The organism is Lysinibacillus antri, from assembly GCF_003977595.1.
In the GTDB taxonomy this organism is placed as follows: domain Bacteria; phylum Bacillota; class Bacilli; order Bacillales_A; family Planococcaceae; genus Ureibacillus; species Ureibacillus antri.
Genome location: NZ_RYYR01000011.1, coordinates 60,332 through 75,937 on the forward strand (window position 1 = coordinate 60,332; position 15,606 = coordinate 75,937).

The window sequence follows — 15,606 nt, forward strand, 5'->3', positions numbered from 1 at the left end:
ACAATGAACGTTTTAGAACCAGTACCTCACTCAATCTTTGGTGTTGGACCAAGTTTTTTATGAAAGGAAGTAAGAAAGCAATGACGACATTAGAAAAAATAACCCCGAAATTTGACCCCTGGGAAGCTTATAAGGATGTTGAACAATTCGGGAAACTAACTCTTTCAAATATTGAATTTACTACTACCTATTTATGTAATATGCGATGCGCGCATTGTGCTGTCGGGTACACACTTCAAACAAAGGATCCCGATGCCCTACCGATCGATATCATCTTAAAACGATTAGACGAAATTCCTCATTTGAAAACGTTAAGCATTACTGGTGGAGAACCAATGTTAAGTAAAAAATCGGTTGCGAATTATGTGAAGCCGATTTTACAATACGCCCATGAACGAGGAGTGCGTACGCAAATTAATTCAAATTTAACATTAGACAGTGAACGCTATTTGGACATCGCACCATATTTGGACGTTCTACATATTTCGCACAATTGGGGAACGGTAGATGAATTTGTCGAAACAGGTTTTACGATGATGGAGCGTAAACCGACATTTGAACAACGAGCGGCTCTTTTTGAACGGATGATCGAAAATTCGCAAATGTTGTCTGAACAAGGGGTGATGGTGTCTGCGGAAACGATGTTAAATAAAAAAACATTACCTTATATTGACCATATTCATCATCAAGTTGTGAATGAAATGAAATGTGCAAGACATGAAATTCATCCAATGTACCCTTCAGACTTCGCATCGAGCCTAACTTCCCTTTCGTTAGAAGAAACACGAGAAGCAATTCATCACTTATTAGATATACGAGATGAATCTACATGGATGTTGTTTGGTACGCTACCGTTTTATCCTTGTAGTCAAAATGAGGAAGATGCTCGTTTATTAAACCGTTTAAGTGAAGCGAAAAATGTCACATTACGAAATGATCCTGATGGACGCTCTCGTTTAAATGTAAATATCTTTACAGGTGACGTCATTGTGACAGACTTTGGTGATACACCAGCACTTGGAAACATACAACATGATTCACTACCGGATGTTTTTGAAAAATGGGTAGCGACAGATTTAGCAAAAAGTTTAAATTGCCATTGTCCTGCTGTAAAATGTTTAGGACCTAATGTATTAGTGAAAAACATGTATTACAAAGAAGCGCAGTTTATTAGTGGTTCTGTAAAAGCATAAACAAAAAAAGGGTTAGACAGAAGTGGATTCAAATTCCAGCTCCTATCTAGCCCTTTTTCCATATTGTATTTTTTCGTAGGCTTGTTGAATAAATGATTTGTACAGAGTATCCGGAAAATCATTAACACCTTGATAAGCATATAAAATTTCACTTTTCGCTAACTCTTTTTCCCCTAATTCTAAATGACTTAATGCACGGATAGCAAACCCTTGATACATGATGGCTAAGTCAGTTGGATGATGGACATAAGAAGGAATTTCAATATTTTTACTGCTTTCAATGGCTTCTTTATATAACCCCTGTGCCCAGTATGAATAGGCTTCTTCGATTTTATATAATATTAGAATATCTTTTTTCTCCTCTAAATCAATCGAGTAATCTAAGTAGGAAGCAAAACTTGGAACTTGTTTATAATTTTTTTCGATGTTATTCGCATAATGTGCTTTAAAAAATGCGAGCATACTTGTTGCTGCTTTATCTTCCGTGAAGGCAGCGTGTTGTGTTAACTTCTCTAGATAATATCTACTTTTCACTTCATCCCCTTCTCCAATTGCTTGAGATAAAGTAAAGCGGTAAAAGTCATCTAAACGGTAATAGATTTTATTTTCATGGGCAATCTTCAAGGCTAATTCCAAATGTCTTTGTGTATTCGTTTTGTCATCGATTGCTGCATACAAGACGGTTAATATATAATGCATATCTAGTATAGAAAGTTTATCGATTAAATGAAGGAAGGGATGAACTCGTTTTTCCCCTTCTTGCATAAACTGCAATGCGATGCGGTAATCATTGCGGTTAAAAGCGGTGCTCCCCAAAAACGAAAAGCAATGGATTACTTGGTTATAAGCATGTATTTTCTCATAAAATTCAATAACATCATACATTGTCGAAGGATCATCATCGATATGTAAAAAGGTTTCTAAACGTGTAGCAATATCTAGTAATCGAATTTCCTCATAATGATTTCCTAGTAATTTTTCACGATGGATTTGAATCTTTTCGTACATTTGTTTCATTTTTTTAATATCTTTTTTAATATAGGGATTTGAGATTTTTTTAAAGTCTTCTTCAATTTCGAATAGTAACACCCGTAATTGTTCTACATTGTTATCATTTAGTAATGTAGATACCTCCACTCCGATCCGTTCTGCGATATAATGCAAACTTTCTATTGATGGTTGTGCTTTTCCATTTTCAATTAAACTAAGCATTCCTTTTGTTAAACGTTCCCCTGCTAACTCAGCTAATGTTAGGTTTTTTTCTCTACGTAGTTTTCTTATGCGTTTGCCTAAATCATTCATCAATATCCCTCCATCCCTATTATTTTACCAAGAATTTCGACAATTCGAAAGAAATTTCAATATCATTAAACCGATGAAAAATAAAAAAGTGAACTACCGAAAAAAAGTTTAATTAAATTAAACATTCATATTGCTTTCATGCAGTTAGTAGCATATGATGAGTTTAATAAAATTAAACTTTTGGAGGTGAGAAGTAATGGACGTCATAATCCAAAAAAAAGCGACCATTCATCTTTATACGTTTCTTGTTAGTAAAATGATCTCCTCACTTGGCGCTAATGTGTATACCTTTGGGATTAGTATGTATATTTTAGCGATGACAGGTTCAGCATTTAGCTTCGCGGCTAATTTAATTTTTTCGATCATACCTAGAACTATCATCTCCCCCATTGCTGGTATCTTGGTCGATCGATATTCAAGAAAGTCAATTGTGCTCTTAGGGCAATTGGGCGTCATTTTATCCATCACTTCATTACTAATTTTTAGCATGTTGGCAGAACTATCTCTTTTAGCCATTTACGTTACGACGATTATTTATTCAATTAGCAGCACATTTAGTATGATCGCTTTTACTGCATCCATTGGGAATTTAGTCGACCCAAGTCGAATACAAAAGGCAATGTCTTTTAATCAATTATCTTTATCGATTGCCGGCATTGGAGGTCCGCTTATTGGTGGGATGTTATTTGGATTTGTTTCTGTTGAGACTTTTTTTATGATTAATATCGTCGCATATGTGATGGCGTTTCTATTAGAATCAACGTTGGACTTTAAATTTTTCTCAAATAGCGAATCGATTCCAAATAGTAAAGAATCTGTCTTTCAAAGTATGAAAGCCAGTGTTGCCTACGTTAAGACGAAACCCGTTATTTCGAAGTTATTGATGTTAATATTTTGGTTGAATTTGTTTTTTGCGTCAGTAACAGTTGGTGCTAGTTTCATATTTGTTGAAGTTTTAGAAATCGAGTATAAACTCGTTGGAATGATTGAAGCGGCTGGAGCAGTTGGAATGCTTTTAATGGCTCTTTATTTGGCAAGGCGTTCAAAATTAAAATACCCTTTACTTTTCTCAAAACGAGCGTTACTTGCCCTTTCGTTATTAGTAGGTGCATATGCAATTCCATTAATCACGCCATTGCCTGCAGGAAGTGTTTTTTTCTACTATCTATTAAACATGTTTTTATTTGGGAGCTCCTTAGTGTTAACGAATACACCAATTGGAATCATTATTCAGACAGAAGTGGAAGAAAGCTATCGTGGTCGAATTTACGGAATAATCGAGATGTGTGCAATGGCGTTAACACCTCTAGGAACGCTTATTTTTGGGCTCCTTTATGATGTAATTCCTGCTCAATACATTTTGATCATTTGTAGCATTGCATTAGCTCTTACAATTTTCTTCCTCATGCCATCAACATTTATTCACTCCATTTACCCTGAGCTAAAACGAAACACTTCGTCAAACCCTCATGAAGTTTTTGAGAAAAAAAAGCAGTTCAATGAGTGCAATGAGAAGGTAGATGAGATAAAAAGAACGACAAATCCGACAACACACCCTTTTCGATAAAATGCCAATACGCTATAATAAAAAAGGGATGTCCAGAAAGTGCTACACTTTCTGGACATCTACGCTTTTAATGATAAAATATCGCTAAAAAGCTTTGCTCCTGCGGTAGTAACAATAAATTGTCACTATCCTCGTCGCAAAGGGGACGTCCCAAAATAAATTTTCGGACGTCCCCTTTGTTATCATTCACTACATTTTTAACCTTTTTTTATAGTATAATAAATAAGTTATAAGTAATTCTAAAAATAAATGTAACTTTATATGCTAAAATTCGTTAAAAATTTCATAGCAAATGCATTGCTAACAAGTTTTTTATAGATTAAGGAGAATCAATATTATGTGTGGTTTTACAGGATTTATCGGCGAAGTCAATGAACCAAGCGTCGTTTTAGAAAAAATGATGAATCAAATTATTCATAGAGGACCAGATAGTGGTGGTCAGTTTGTTGAAGGTGAGGCGGCATTAGGTTTCCGTCGCTTAAGTATTATCGATTTAGAAAAAGGATCTCAGCCTTTATATAACGAAGATCAATCATTAGTTTTAATCTTTAATGGAGAAATTTATAATTTCCAAATTATACGGGATGATTTAATCGAAAAAGGACATATTTTTAAAACCGATACAGATAGTGAAATATTGCTTCACGGATATGAAGAATACGGTACAGATTTAGTGAAGAAACTGCGCGGTATGTTTGCGTTTGTGATTTGGGATCGCAATAAACAAACCCTTTTCGCAGCGCGTGATCATTTTGGGATTAAACCTTTTTACTATGGCCAAATGAATGGAACGCTTTTCTTTGGTTCAGAAATTAAAAGCTTCCTCCCTCACCCACACTTTGTGAAAGCATTAAATAAAGAAGCGTTAAAACCATACTTAACATTCCAATATCCGGTATTAAAGGAAACATTCTTTAAAGGTATATTTAAGCTACCGGCAGCGCACTATATGACATATGCAAAAGGAAAGCTTTCAATCGAGCGTTACTGGGAACCTGAATTTCATCCAGAAGAACGCCCACTTGAGACAATTGTCGAAGAAATAGATGATGTCGTACGTGAATCTGTTCACGCGCACACAATCGCTGACGTAAAAGTAGGGTCATTTTTATCAAGTGGCGTAGATTCAAGTTATGTAGCAAGTGTTCTCCGTCCTGATAAAACATTTACAGTCGGTTTTAGTGCAGAAAATTTTTCGGAAATTGATAATGCTGCAGAATTATCAAAAGAATTAGGCATTGAGAATGTCAATGAAATATTAGATCCAGATGAATGCTTTAATGATTTAAATAAAATTCAATATATGATGGATGAGCCCCACTCAAATCCATCAATTGTTCCGCTCTATTATTTGGCACGTTTAGCAAGACAACATGTAACAGTTGTTCTTTCAGGAGAAGGGGCGGATGAATTATTCGGAGGTTATGATTTATATTCCGATACACCAAACCAAAAGAAATTCAAAGGTTTACCGGGGCCAGTAAAAGCATTAGCTAACATAGGTGCAGCCATTATGCCAAATAGTAAAATTGGTCAGTTTGTGAAACGTGTGAATGCTCCAGTAGAAGAAACATTTATTGGCCAAGCACGCATTTTTGAAGAAGACGAAGCAGCGCACATTTTAAAGAAAGATTATTTAAATGCGCCAACTGTAAAAGATATTGTCTCCCCTATCTATCAAAAGGCAAACGGACATGACGATGTAACGAAAAAACAATTACTCGACTTAAATTTATGGTTAGTGGATGATATTTTATTAAAAGCAGATAAAATGTCGATGGCTCATTCTATTGAACTACGTGTACCATTACTTGATCGCGAAGTTATGGATGTTGCAGCGACTGTTCCTACTCGTTACCGTGTAAACGAACAAAATTCGAAGTTTGCCTTCCGAAAAGCAGCAAACAATGCATTACCAGAAGCGTGGGCAAACCGTAAAAAAATTGGTTTCCCTGTTCCAATTCGCCACTGGTTACGAGATGAAAAATATGTTTCACGTGTACGTAATGCATTCAATAGCGAGGTAGCAGCGGAGTTCTTTGATCAACAAAAAATACTACAACTATTAGAAGAGCATGTAACTGGTACACAAAACAATCAACGTAAAATATGGTCAATCTACATGTTCTTAGTTTGGTATAATGAATATTTTGTAAATGAACATCGGTATGACGTGATATCAGAAAAATATGTAACGGTGTGATTCGATGATCGGCAGGAAACAAAATTCAAGTAAAATTTTGGTACTGTTTAGTAGTTCGTTTTTATTGCTAGGATGTAGCAGCAACACGTTGGAATCTTCGCCAATAGCGCTACATTCCTATGCAAGTACTTCCGATGAACTGACGATTCAAACGGTTGAATTCAATACGGAAAAAAGTGTGATAAATGTTGCGGTTCGGGTATATGATTTCTTTTCTGGTGTTGAAATCGCAAATGAAGTGGTAAACAATGAGGGAAAAGTGACATTTGAAGGGTTTCAACAAGACGAACCATATGAAGTGGTCATTTATCGTATTTTACCGAATGAAGAATGGCTCGAACAAACAAGAGAAGTAATCGTTTTTGATTCACAAAAGCCTACTGTAGCAATTGAAACCTTTAATTCCAGCGTAAAAGACTCATTATCGGTTCCGGTTGTAAAACAAAATCCAGAGCTTCCAAATGGCTGTGAAGTAACGGCTCTAGCGGCGATTTTAAACTATTATGGTGTTAAAGCGGATAAAGTGGATTTAGCAAAAAACTATTTACCGAAAGAGCCATTTACATTCAAGGATAATGTACGTTACGGTCCCGATCCAAATGTTGCTTATGCAGGTGACCCAGCCTTAAAAAAAGGAGGCTACTATGTATATGCTTCCCCTATTGTTGATGTAGCGAATCAAGTGTTATTTGAAAATAGTAGTGACTATAAAGCGATGAATTTATCCGATGCATCAAAGAAAGAGATTATTAACTATGTGCAATCAGGTGTTCCTGTTCTTGCATGGGTAACGATTGATTTAAAAAAACCACGTACTTCTGGTCATTGGATCATTAAGGGAACGAATGAAAAACATGCTACCTATATGAATTTACATGCTGTCGTGATGACTGGGTACAAAGATGGGAAAGTAACAGTCATGAATCCTTTAACAGGGTACGAAACAATTGATGAGAACGTGTTCTTCAGTAGTTTCGAATCACTTGGTTCTCATGCAATTGTTATTCTTTAAATATAAAAAGAAGTCGATTAATCCGAAATTTCGAATTAGTCGACTTCTTCTTTTTGTTCGTTAGAAAGCAATTCTTTTTGCTTCATAAGCAGCAATTGCAACTTCATATTTGAACGTTAATGCAATTTCATCCCAACCGTTTAATAACATTTCTTTGTAATATGGGTCGATGTTAAAATTGTACACTTGGCCATCTTCCCCTGTTACCGTTTGAGCTGCAAGATTCACTTCAACATTGTAAGGCTTTTCTTGCCCTTTTGCTAAAATGTCATCACATTCTGCCTCAGTTAACTTAATTGGTAAAATCCCATTTTTGAAACAGTTGTTATGGAAAATGTCTGCAAAGCTTGGTGCAATAACTACGCGGAAGCCGTAATCTAAAATCGCCCAAGGAGCATGCTCACGGGAAGACCCACAACCAAAGTTATCTTGTGCAACTAAAATTTGTGAATTTTTAAATTCAGGTTTATTTAAAACGAAGTCTGGATTTTCATTTCCTTGTTCGTCAAAACGCCAATGATGAAATAAAAATTCACCGAAACCTGTACGTTCAATGCGTTTTAAAAATTCTTTTGAAATAATTTGGTCTGTATCAACGTTTTTACGATCTAATGGTGTAATGACACTATTTACTACATTAATTGGTTCCATTTGAATACTCTCCTTCTAGCCTTACGCTTCTTGTTTTACATATTTACGAACGTCTACAAAACGACCTTCAATAGCAGCTGCTGCTGCCATCGCAGGACTTACTAGGTGAGTACGTGCCCCTGCCCCTTGACGTCCTTCGAAGTTACGGTTAGAAGTAGAAGCGCAACGTTCACCTGACGGAATAATATCCTCATTCATGCCAAGACAAGCAGAGCATCCTGATTCGCGCCATTCAAAGCCTGCATCAAGGAAGATTTTATCAAGACCTTCAGCTTCTGCAGCAGCCTTCGTAGAGTAAGAACCAGGAACAACAATTCCACGAACGCCTGGATAGATTTTTTTACCTTCTACGATACTAGCTGCTGTACGTAAATCGGATAAACGAGAGTTTGTACAGGAACCGATAAATACGTGTTGGATTTCGATTGAAGTAATTGGTTGCCCTTCTTCTAAGTCCATATAAGCAAGTGCTTTTTGTAATGCAGCTTTATCAGATTCATTTTCATAATGAGCTGTCGTTGGTACAGTTTTCGAAACGCCTGTACCCATTGATGGGTTTGTACCCCAAGTAACGATTGGTTCAATTTCTTCAGCATCAATTTCTAATACGACATCGTATGAACAATCCGCATCTGATGCTAAACTTAACCAGTAATTTGCAGCCTCTTCAAATTTATCTTCATTTGGTGCAAAGCGACGACCACGTAAGAAGTCAACAGTTGTTTGATCTGGAGAGATAAGACCCGCTTTTGCTCCTGCTTCAATCGACATATTACAGATTGTCATACGTTCTTCCATTGAAAGCTCACGGATGGCATCACCTGTAAATTCCACGATATGTCCTGTACCTACACCAATTCCCCATTTAGCAATAATCGCTAAAATAATATCTTTTGCTGCTACCCCAACACCAAGTTTTCCGTTAACACGGATTTCCATCGTTTTAGGTTTTGATTGCCATAATGTTTGTGTAGAAAGTACATGTTCTACTTCAGAAGTACCGATACCAAATGCTAATGCGCCAAAAGCACCGTGTGTTGAAGTATGTGAGTCACCACATACGATTGTTTTACCAGGTTGAGTTAACCCAAGTTCTGGTCCAATTACGTGAACAATTCCTTGATCTGGGTGACCAATATCCGCTAATTGAATCCCAAATTCTTTTGCGTTATCTGCTAATGTTGTAATTTGTTTTTTTGCAATTGGGTCATTAATCGTCGGTAAATTTTTCGTCGGTACGTTATGGTCCATCGTTGCAAAGCATAGATCTGGACGACGAACTTTACGACCTGCTAAACGTAAACCTTCGAATGCTTGTGGAGATGTTACTTCATGAATTAAATGAAGATCGATATATAGTAAATCCGGTTTACCAGCTTCATTGTAAACAACGTGTGAATCCCAAATTTTTTCGATAATATTTTTTGCCATAATCTTCACCAATCCTTAAATATATGATTCCATAATGCTATCTGCAACAAAACTTGTATCAATTTCTGCGATAACTTTGTCCGTCCATTCGTCTGTTGATAATGCGCGGCTGCCATCTTTCACTAGATCTGCCGTGTAGTAACCATCTTCAAATACTGTACTTACTGCGCGTTCAATTTCTGCCGCTTCTTCTTTAAGACCAAATGAATATTGAAGCATCATTGCTACTGATAAAATTGTAGCAGCTGGGTTTGCAATGCCTAAGCCAGCAATTTCAGGAGCTGAACCGTGTACAGGCTCATACAATCCGAAGTTATCACTGCGAATGGAAGCAGAAGGAAGTACACCTAAAGATCCTGTAATAACAGATGCCTCATCACTTAAAATATCACCAAACATATTATCCGTAACTACTACGTCATAATGGCCTGGGTTTGTAATTAATTTCATCGCTACAGAATCTACTAAATTATGTTCTACAATTACATCTGTATACTGCTCTTTCTTCTCTTCTACAACTTGACGCCATAATCTAGAAGTTTCTAAAACATTTGCTTTATCAACAGAACAAAGTTTACCGCGACGTAAACGAGCAAGTTCGAATGCATTGTCTACGATTCGTTCGATTTCTTTTCGAGAGTAAATGTTTAAATCACTTGCTTCTTCATCATTACGTTTTTTTTCTCCAAAGTAAATGCCACCAGTTAATTCACGAACGATCATTAAATCAACATTTTCAGCTACTTCACGTTTTAATGGAGATGAATCTAATAAACTAGGAAACGCCTTAACTGGGCGAAGATTTGCGAATAAATCAAATGTTTTACGAATTTTTAGTAAGCCTAATTCTGGTCGTAGTTCTGCAGGGTTGTTATCCCATTTAGGACCTCCAACTGCTCCTAATAGAATTGCATCACTTTGTTCACACATTGCAATGGTTTCATCTGGAAGTGGATTATTATATTGATCAATCGCCGCTCCACCAATCGCTGCATATCCTAATTGAAAATCATGTTTGTATCGTTTTCCGATTGCTTGTAATACGCGAACCGCAGCAGCAACAACTTCAGGACCAATGCCGTCACCAGGAAGTACTGTAATTTTCTTTTCCACCTGCAAAAACACCTTTCTATTCAATATGTAACGCTTTAGCGTATAGGATTTAAAAGAATGCCATCAAACGTGAAACACATTTGATGGCGTTTTGTTTATTTATCAATTTGCAAAAAGTTAGACTTCAGTTGTTTGTTTTGCACGAATACTTTCTTGAATTAAATGACGGTTAATGGCATTTAAATATGCTTTTGCAGTCGCTTCAAGAACATCTTGTGCTGCATCGCGACCAGTAGAAGTGAAACCGTTGTAACGTAAGTTAATTACAGCTTCACCTAAAGCATCGCGACCTTTACCTACAGATTTCACACGGAAATCAAGAATATTAACTTTCGCGTTTACTAATTGCTCAAGAGTATTGAAGATTGCCTCTACCGAACCAGAACCAGTGGCTGCTAATGTTTTTAGCTCCCCTTCTGGTGTTAAAACTGAAGCAGTAGCTGTTGGAATATTTTCAGTTCCATAAGATACTTGAACAGATTTTAATTCGAATAAAGGAATGTCTTCAATAGAAACTTGTTGTTCAGTAAGAAGTGTCATTAAATCTTCTTCCGTAATTTCTTTCTTACGATCCGCTAACTTTTTGAATTCTTGGAACGCTTTATTCAATTTATCATCAGATAAATCAAAGCCCATTGTGATTGCACGATCACGGAATGCAGCACGACCTGAGTGTTTACCTAATACTAAAGGAACATCTTCTTCACCAATTAATGCAGGTGAAATAATTTCATATGTTTCTTTATTTTTTAACACACCGTCTTGGTGAATACCCGATTCGTGTGCAAAGGCATTTTTCCCTACTACTGCTTTATTTGGCTGAATGACAACACCTGTTAAACGGCTTACAAGTTGAGAAGTGCGTTTAATTTCTTTTAAATTTAAACCAGTCTCTACTTGATAAAGATCGTTACGAATGTGCATTGCAACACCGATTTCTTCTAATGCAGCATTACCTGCACGTTCACCAATCCCATTGATTGTACATTCCACTTGGTCTGCACCATTTTGAATAGCTGCAATTGAGTTTGCTACTGCCATACCTAAGTCATCATGACAATGTGCGGAGAATTTTACTTGATCTGCCCCACGAACATTTTCACGTAGGAATGCAAATAATTCACCATATTCTTGTGGAGATGCATAACCAACTGTATCTGGAACATTAATTGTCGTTGCACCAGCAGCAATGACTTCACCAATGATACGTACTAAGAAATCACGATCTGAACGGAAACCATCTTCAGCAGACCATTGCACAAGTGGGAAGAACTTTTTCGCATATTTTACAGCCTCTACAGCTTGTTCTACTACTTGATCAGGAGATTTTTTTAGTTTGTACTCCATATGAATTGGACTTGTTGCTAGAAATACGTGAATATGTGGTTGTTCAGCCACTTTAAGTGCTTCCCACGTTGTATCGATATCATTTTTAACACAACGAGCAAGACCTGTCACGATTGAGTTTTTAACTGTTCCTGCAATGCGATTGACTGCTTCAAAATCGCCAGGACTTGAAGCAGGAAAACCTGCTTCAATGATTGTTACACCTAGACGCTCAAGTTGCTTTGCAATCTCAATTTTTTCTGCAGTATTTAAATTAATACCCGCTGACTGTTCGCCATCACGAAGAGTTGTATCAAAAATATCAATTTTACGCACTATTTAATCACTACCTTTTTCTTGCCTTCTTGAATAAATGGCATCATTGAACGAAGTTTACGACCTACTTCTTCGATTTGGTGGTTAGCGCCTTCTTCTTTGTATTTAGTATAACGTGGACGACCTGTTTCATTTTCGTTGATCCAATCTTTAGCGAATGTACCGTCTTGGATATCTTTTAATACAGCTTTCATGTTTTCTTTTACTTCATCTGTTACGATACGTGGACCTGTTACATAGTCTCCCCACTCAGCTGTATCTGATACTGAGTAACGCATTGTTTCCATACCGCCTTCAAACATTAAATCAACGATTAATTTTAATTCGTGTAATGTTTCGAAGTAAGCTAATTCTGGTTGGTAACCAGCTTCTACTAACGTTTCAAAACCAGCTTTAACTAATGCAGTTGCACCACCGCAAAGTACAGCTTGCTCACCGAATAAGTCTGTTACAGTTTCTTCAGCAAATGTTGTTTCTAATAAACCACCACGTGCAGAACCAATACCTTTACCGTAAGCTAATGCTAAATCGCGAGCTTCACCAGTAGCATCTTGGTGGATTGCAAATAATCCTGGTACACCAGCACCTTCTTGGAATTGACGACGTACTAAGTGTCCTGGTCCTTTTGGAGCTACTAAGAATACATCAACATCTGCTGGAGGAACGATTTGTCCGAAGTGGATGTTGAATCCGTGAGCGAACATTAATGCTTTACCAGTTGTTAAGTTTGGAGCGATTTCTGCTTCGTAAACTGCTTTTTGTCTTTCGTCTGGAAGTAAGATTTGGATCACATCTGCTTCAGCTGCAGCTTCAGCAACAGTTTTTACTTCTACGCCATCTTCTTTTGCTTGATCGAATGATTTACCAGGACGTACACCAACTACTACGTCAAAACCAGATTCTTTTAAGTTTAATGCATGTGCATGACCTTGAGATCCGTAACCGATAATTGCGATTTTTTTCCCTTTTAATACTGATTCGTTAATTTCGTTTTCATAGTACATTTTAGCCATTGTAATTTCCTCCTAAGATTGGTTAAGTTTTATTGTTTGTTGTTGCTCTTACGAATGTAAAAGCATATATATACTAACTATCTAAGTATGTCTTACTTAAGAATAGAAAGTTGCGTCGTTTCTAAAAGTTGATTTTCACGGACAGTTGCTGTGACACCAGTACGTGTTAACTCTTTTATTCCATAAGGTTTAATGAGATCAATGAAAGCATCAATCTTATCAGGGTGACCTACTACTTGATAAGTGACAACATTTTTAGATGTGTCGATAATTTGTGCTCTAAATGGTTCTACAATTGCATTCATTTCAAGTCTTAAGTTCGCAGGTGAAACGACTTTTACAAGTGCGAGCTCACGAAGAACAATGGACTTTTCTGTAATATCAGTAACTTTTAGAACATCGATTTGTTTAGATAATTGCTTGATAAGCTGTTCTAGTCTTACTTCATCTGCAACGTTTACGACAAATGTCATTTTTGAAATATTTGCTTGTTCTGTATGACCTACAGTTATGGATTCAATGTTGAATTGGCGTTTCATTAATAAACCAGTTACTCGGTTTAAAACACCACTTTGGTTAATTACGGTTACTGTTATAACACGTCTCAAGGTTTCTTCACCCCTACCATTTCATTTAATGCTTTACCAGGTGCAATCATCGGATAAACATTTTCAAGCTGTTTAACACGGCAATCAATTACTACTGGTTCATCTGAATTTAATGCTTCTTCAAAAATTTCTCTAGCTTCATCCAATGTATGGATACGGTAACCTTTGATTCCATATGCATCGGCAAGTTTTACGAAATCAGGCTGCACCGGCATTAAGCTTTGCGAGTAACGCCCTTCATAAAAGATTTCTTGCCATTGACGTACCATACCTAATGCTTGATTGTTTAAAATTACAACTTTTACTGGTAGATTAAATTCTTTTAATAATGCTAACTCTTGATTTGTCATTTGGAATCCAGCGTCACCACAAATTGAAATAACCTTTTTGTCAGGTTTTGCAAATTGTGCACCAATTGCTGCTGGGAAGCCGAAGCCCATCGTTCCAAGGCCACCTGATGTTACCCATTGGTGTGAATGATTTTGACGATAATATTGAGCCGCCCACATTTGATGCTGACCTACGTCCGTTGTTACAATTGCATCCCCATGTGTAATCGCATGGATTATTTCAAGTGCTTGTTGTGGCAACACTTCTTTTTCGTCTTCAACGTACCAATATGGATAATCCGTTTGTTTATTGTTTAAGAAATCGATCCAATCGGTTGTGTCAGGTGCTTGGAAATCCTTTTTCAGTAGCGCTTTTAACGCTTCTTTTGCATCTGCAACAATTGGAATATCTGTTGGAATATTTTTACCAATTTCAGCAGGGTCGATATCAATATGAATCACGCTTGCATTTGGAGCAAATCGTGATGTATCTCCTGTTAATCGATCATCAAATCGTGCACCGATATTAATAAGTAAATCTGAAGTTTGGATGGCAGTGTTTGCAACGACCGAACCATGCATCCCAGCCATACCGTAATTTAATTCGTGATCCCCGTGAATACTTCCAAGCCCTAATAATGTGTTGACTACAGGGATTTTGTATTTTTCGACAAATTCAGTCAATTCTTCACGCGCTTCTGCGAATAGTACGCCAGCACCCGCTAAAATTAATGGTTTTTCGGCAACTGAAATTGCTTGAATGGCCTTTTGAATTTGCAAATAATTCGGTTTTGTATTTGGTTGATAACCTGGTAAGTAAAGTTCTTGTTTACGACTGTTTTCAATTAATGCCTCATCAAATACAGAAGCAGAAATATTTTTCGGGAAGTCAATTAAAACTGGACCTTTACGACCACTATTAGCAATATGGAATGCTTCTTTTACGATACGTGGAATATCATTCACATCTTGAACTTGGTAATTGTGTTTTGTGATTGGCGTTGTAATACCCATGATATCCGCTTCTTGGAAAGCATCTGTCCCAATTAAGTTAGATGCAACTTGACCAGTGAAAATTACTAAAGGGATTGAATCGATCATGGCATCTGCAATACCTGTAACTAAGTTTGTAGCTCCAGGACCACTTGTTGCAATGACTACACCTGGTTTATTTAACACTCTTGCATAACCTTCAGCAGCATGAATTGCACCTTGTTCATGTCGAGTTAAAATATGTCGAATTGGATTTTTGTACATTGCGTCATAAACATTTAGTACAGCACCACCAGGATATCCAAACACAATGTCAACATTTTGATCGTGTAAAGCTTGAATTAAAATATCTGAACCGTTAATAGGTTTATGTTTTGTTTCTTGCTGCACTGATTGCGCTGCCTCTTTTTGTTCGCTAGTTGATACATTAGCAGTCATTTTATTGCTCCTCCCTATTTACTAATTGATGAGGTGAACCTAGATTCGAAAAGATAAAAAAATAAAAAAGTCTTTTTTCCCCACGCAAAAG

General features: G+C 36.8%; 12 protein-coding genes. 4 read left to right on the top strand and 8 right to left on the bottom strand.

The genetic code is table 11. The annotated features are described in order from the left end of the window. Positions 1 to 80 precede the first annotated feature (80 nt). Positions 81 to 1,193 (top strand): radical SAM/CxCxxxxC motif protein YfkAB, encoded by a 1,113-nt coding sequence (gene yfkAB / locus EK386_RS09980; protein WP_126659018.1) that lies wholly within the window; start codon positions 81 to 83, stop codon positions 1,191 to 1,193. 42 nt (positions 1,194 to 1,235) lie between these two features. On the opposite strand, the gene EK386_RS09985 is transcribed toward yfkAB, so the two are convergent. Further along, on the bottom strand, positions 1,236 to 2,495 hold the full coding sequence (locus tag EK386_RS09985; RefSeq protein WP_126659019.1) for a helix-turn-helix domain-containing protein: 1,260 nt from the start codon (positions 2,493 to 2,495) through the stop codon (positions 1,236 to 1,238). A 196-nt stretch (positions 2,496 to 2,691) separates the two neighbouring features. Here EK386_RS09985 and EK386_RS09990 point away from each other — a divergent pair, with 196 nt between their 5' ends. The 3 genes from EK386_RS09990 (at position 2,692) to EK386_RS10000 (ending at position 7,277) form a co-directional block, all read left to right on the top strand. Further along, positions 2,692 to 4,062, top strand: coding sequence for an MFS transporter (locus tag EK386_RS09990; RefSeq protein WP_126659020.1), 1,371 nt, complete (start codon positions 2,692 to 2,694; stop codon positions 4,060 to 4,062). A gap of 337 nt (positions 4,063 to 4,399) precedes the next feature. Next, positions 4,400 to 6,265 carry an asparagine synthase (glutamine-hydrolyzing) gene (gene asnB, locus EK386_RS09995; RefSeq protein ID WP_126659021.1) on the top strand — a complete coding sequence of 622 codons (1,866 nt, stop codon included), beginning with the start codon at positions 4,400 to 4,402 and terminating at the stop codon, positions 6,263 to 6,265. A gap of 4 nt (positions 6,266 to 6,269) precedes the next feature. After that, positions 6,270 to 7,277: a C39 family peptidase gene (locus tag EK386_RS10000; protein WP_126659022.1), complete on the top strand. Its 1,008-nt coding sequence runs from the start codon at positions 6,270 to 6,272 to the stop codon at positions 7,275 to 7,277. A 60-nt stretch (positions 7,278 to 7,337) separates the two neighbouring features. On the opposite strand, the gene leuD is transcribed toward EK386_RS10000, so the two are convergent. The 7 genes from leuD to ilvB form a co-directional block, all read right to left on the bottom strand. Next, the gene (leuD, locus tag EK386_RS10005; protein ID WP_126659023.1) at positions 7,338 to 7,928 is read right to left on the bottom strand and encodes a 3-isopropylmalate dehydratase small subunit; all 591 of its coding nucleotides are present in this window, start codon (positions 7,926 to 7,928) and stop codon (positions 7,338 to 7,340) included. 21 nt (positions 7,929 to 7,949) lie between these two features. Next, positions 7,950 to 9,359, bottom strand: coding sequence for a 3-isopropylmalate dehydratase large subunit (gene leuC, locus EK386_RS10010; RefSeq protein WP_126659024.1), 1,410 nt, complete (start codon positions 9,357 to 9,359; stop codon positions 7,950 to 7,952). A gap of 15 nt (positions 9,360 to 9,374) precedes the next feature. Then, on the bottom strand, positions 9,375 to 10,472 hold the full coding sequence (gene leuB, locus EK386_RS10015; protein ID WP_126659025.1) for a 3-isopropylmalate dehydrogenase: 1,098 nt from the start codon (positions 10,470 to 10,472) through the stop codon (positions 9,375 to 9,377). A gap of 117 nt (positions 10,473 to 10,589) precedes the next feature. Next, a complete protein-coding gene (locus EK386_RS10020) occupies positions 10,590 to 12,134 on the bottom strand; it encodes a 2-isopropylmalate synthase (protein WP_126659026.1) in 1,545 nt (514 codons plus the stop codon). Continuing rightward, positions 12,134 to 13,147 (bottom strand): ketol-acid reductoisomerase, encoded by a 1,014-nt coding sequence (gene ilvC / locus EK386_RS10025; RefSeq protein ID WP_126659027.1) that lies wholly within the window; start codon positions 13,145 to 13,147, stop codon positions 12,134 to 12,136. Before ilvC ends, EK386_RS10020 begins: the two co-directional genes overlap by 1 nt. Before the next feature lie 92 nt (positions 13,148 to 13,239). After that, on the bottom strand, positions 13,240 to 13,755 hold the full coding sequence (gene ilvN / locus EK386_RS10030) for an acetolactate synthase small subunit (protein ID WP_126659028.1): 516 nt from the start codon (positions 13,753 to 13,755) through the stop codon (positions 13,240 to 13,242). After that, positions 13,752 to 15,515: a biosynthetic-type acetolactate synthase large subunit gene (gene ilvB, locus EK386_RS10035; protein WP_126659029.1), complete on the bottom strand. Its 1,764-nt coding sequence runs from the start codon at positions 15,513 to 15,515 to the stop codon at positions 13,752 to 13,754. Before ilvB ends, ilvN begins: the two co-directional genes overlap by 4 nt. Positions 15,516 to 15,606 lie beyond the last annotated feature (91 nt).

What these genes read in the sequence shown, in the direction of transcription:
- leuC (WP_126659024.1), bottom strand. Translation starts at nt 9,359, where the DNA reads ATGGCAAAAAATATTATCGAAAAAATTTGGGATTCACACGTTGTTTAC.
- EK386_RS10000 (WP_126659022.1), top strand. Translation starts at nt 6,270, where the DNA reads ATGATCGGCAGGAAACAAAATTCAAGTAAAATTTTGGTACTGTTTAGT.
- ilvB (WP_126659029.1), bottom strand. Translation starts at nt 15,515, where the DNA reads ATGACTGCTAATGTATCAACTAGCGAACAAAAAGAGGCAGCGCAATCA.
- leuD (WP_126659023.1), bottom strand. Translation starts at nt 7,928, where the DNA reads ATGGAACCAATTAATGTAGTAAATAGTGTCATTACACCATTAGATCGT.
- yfkAB (WP_126659018.1), top strand. Translation starts at nt 81, where the DNA reads ATGACGACATTAGAAAAAATAACCCCGAAATTTGACCCCTGGGAAGCT.
- asnB (WP_126659021.1), top strand. Translation starts at nt 4,400, where the DNA reads ATGTGTGGTTTTACAGGATTTATCGGCGAAGTCAATGAACCAAGCGTC.
- EK386_RS09985 (WP_126659019.1), bottom strand. Translation starts at nt 2,495, where the DNA reads ATGAATGATTTAGGCAAACGCATAAGAAAACTACGTAGAGAAAAAAAC.
- EK386_RS09990 (WP_126659020.1), top strand. Translation starts at nt 2,692, where the DNA reads ATGGACGTCATAATCCAAAAAAAAGCGACCATTCATCTTTATACGTTT.
- ilvC (WP_126659027.1), bottom strand. Translation starts at nt 13,147, where the DNA reads ATGGCTAAAATGTACTATGAAAACGAAATTAACGAATCAGTATTAAAA.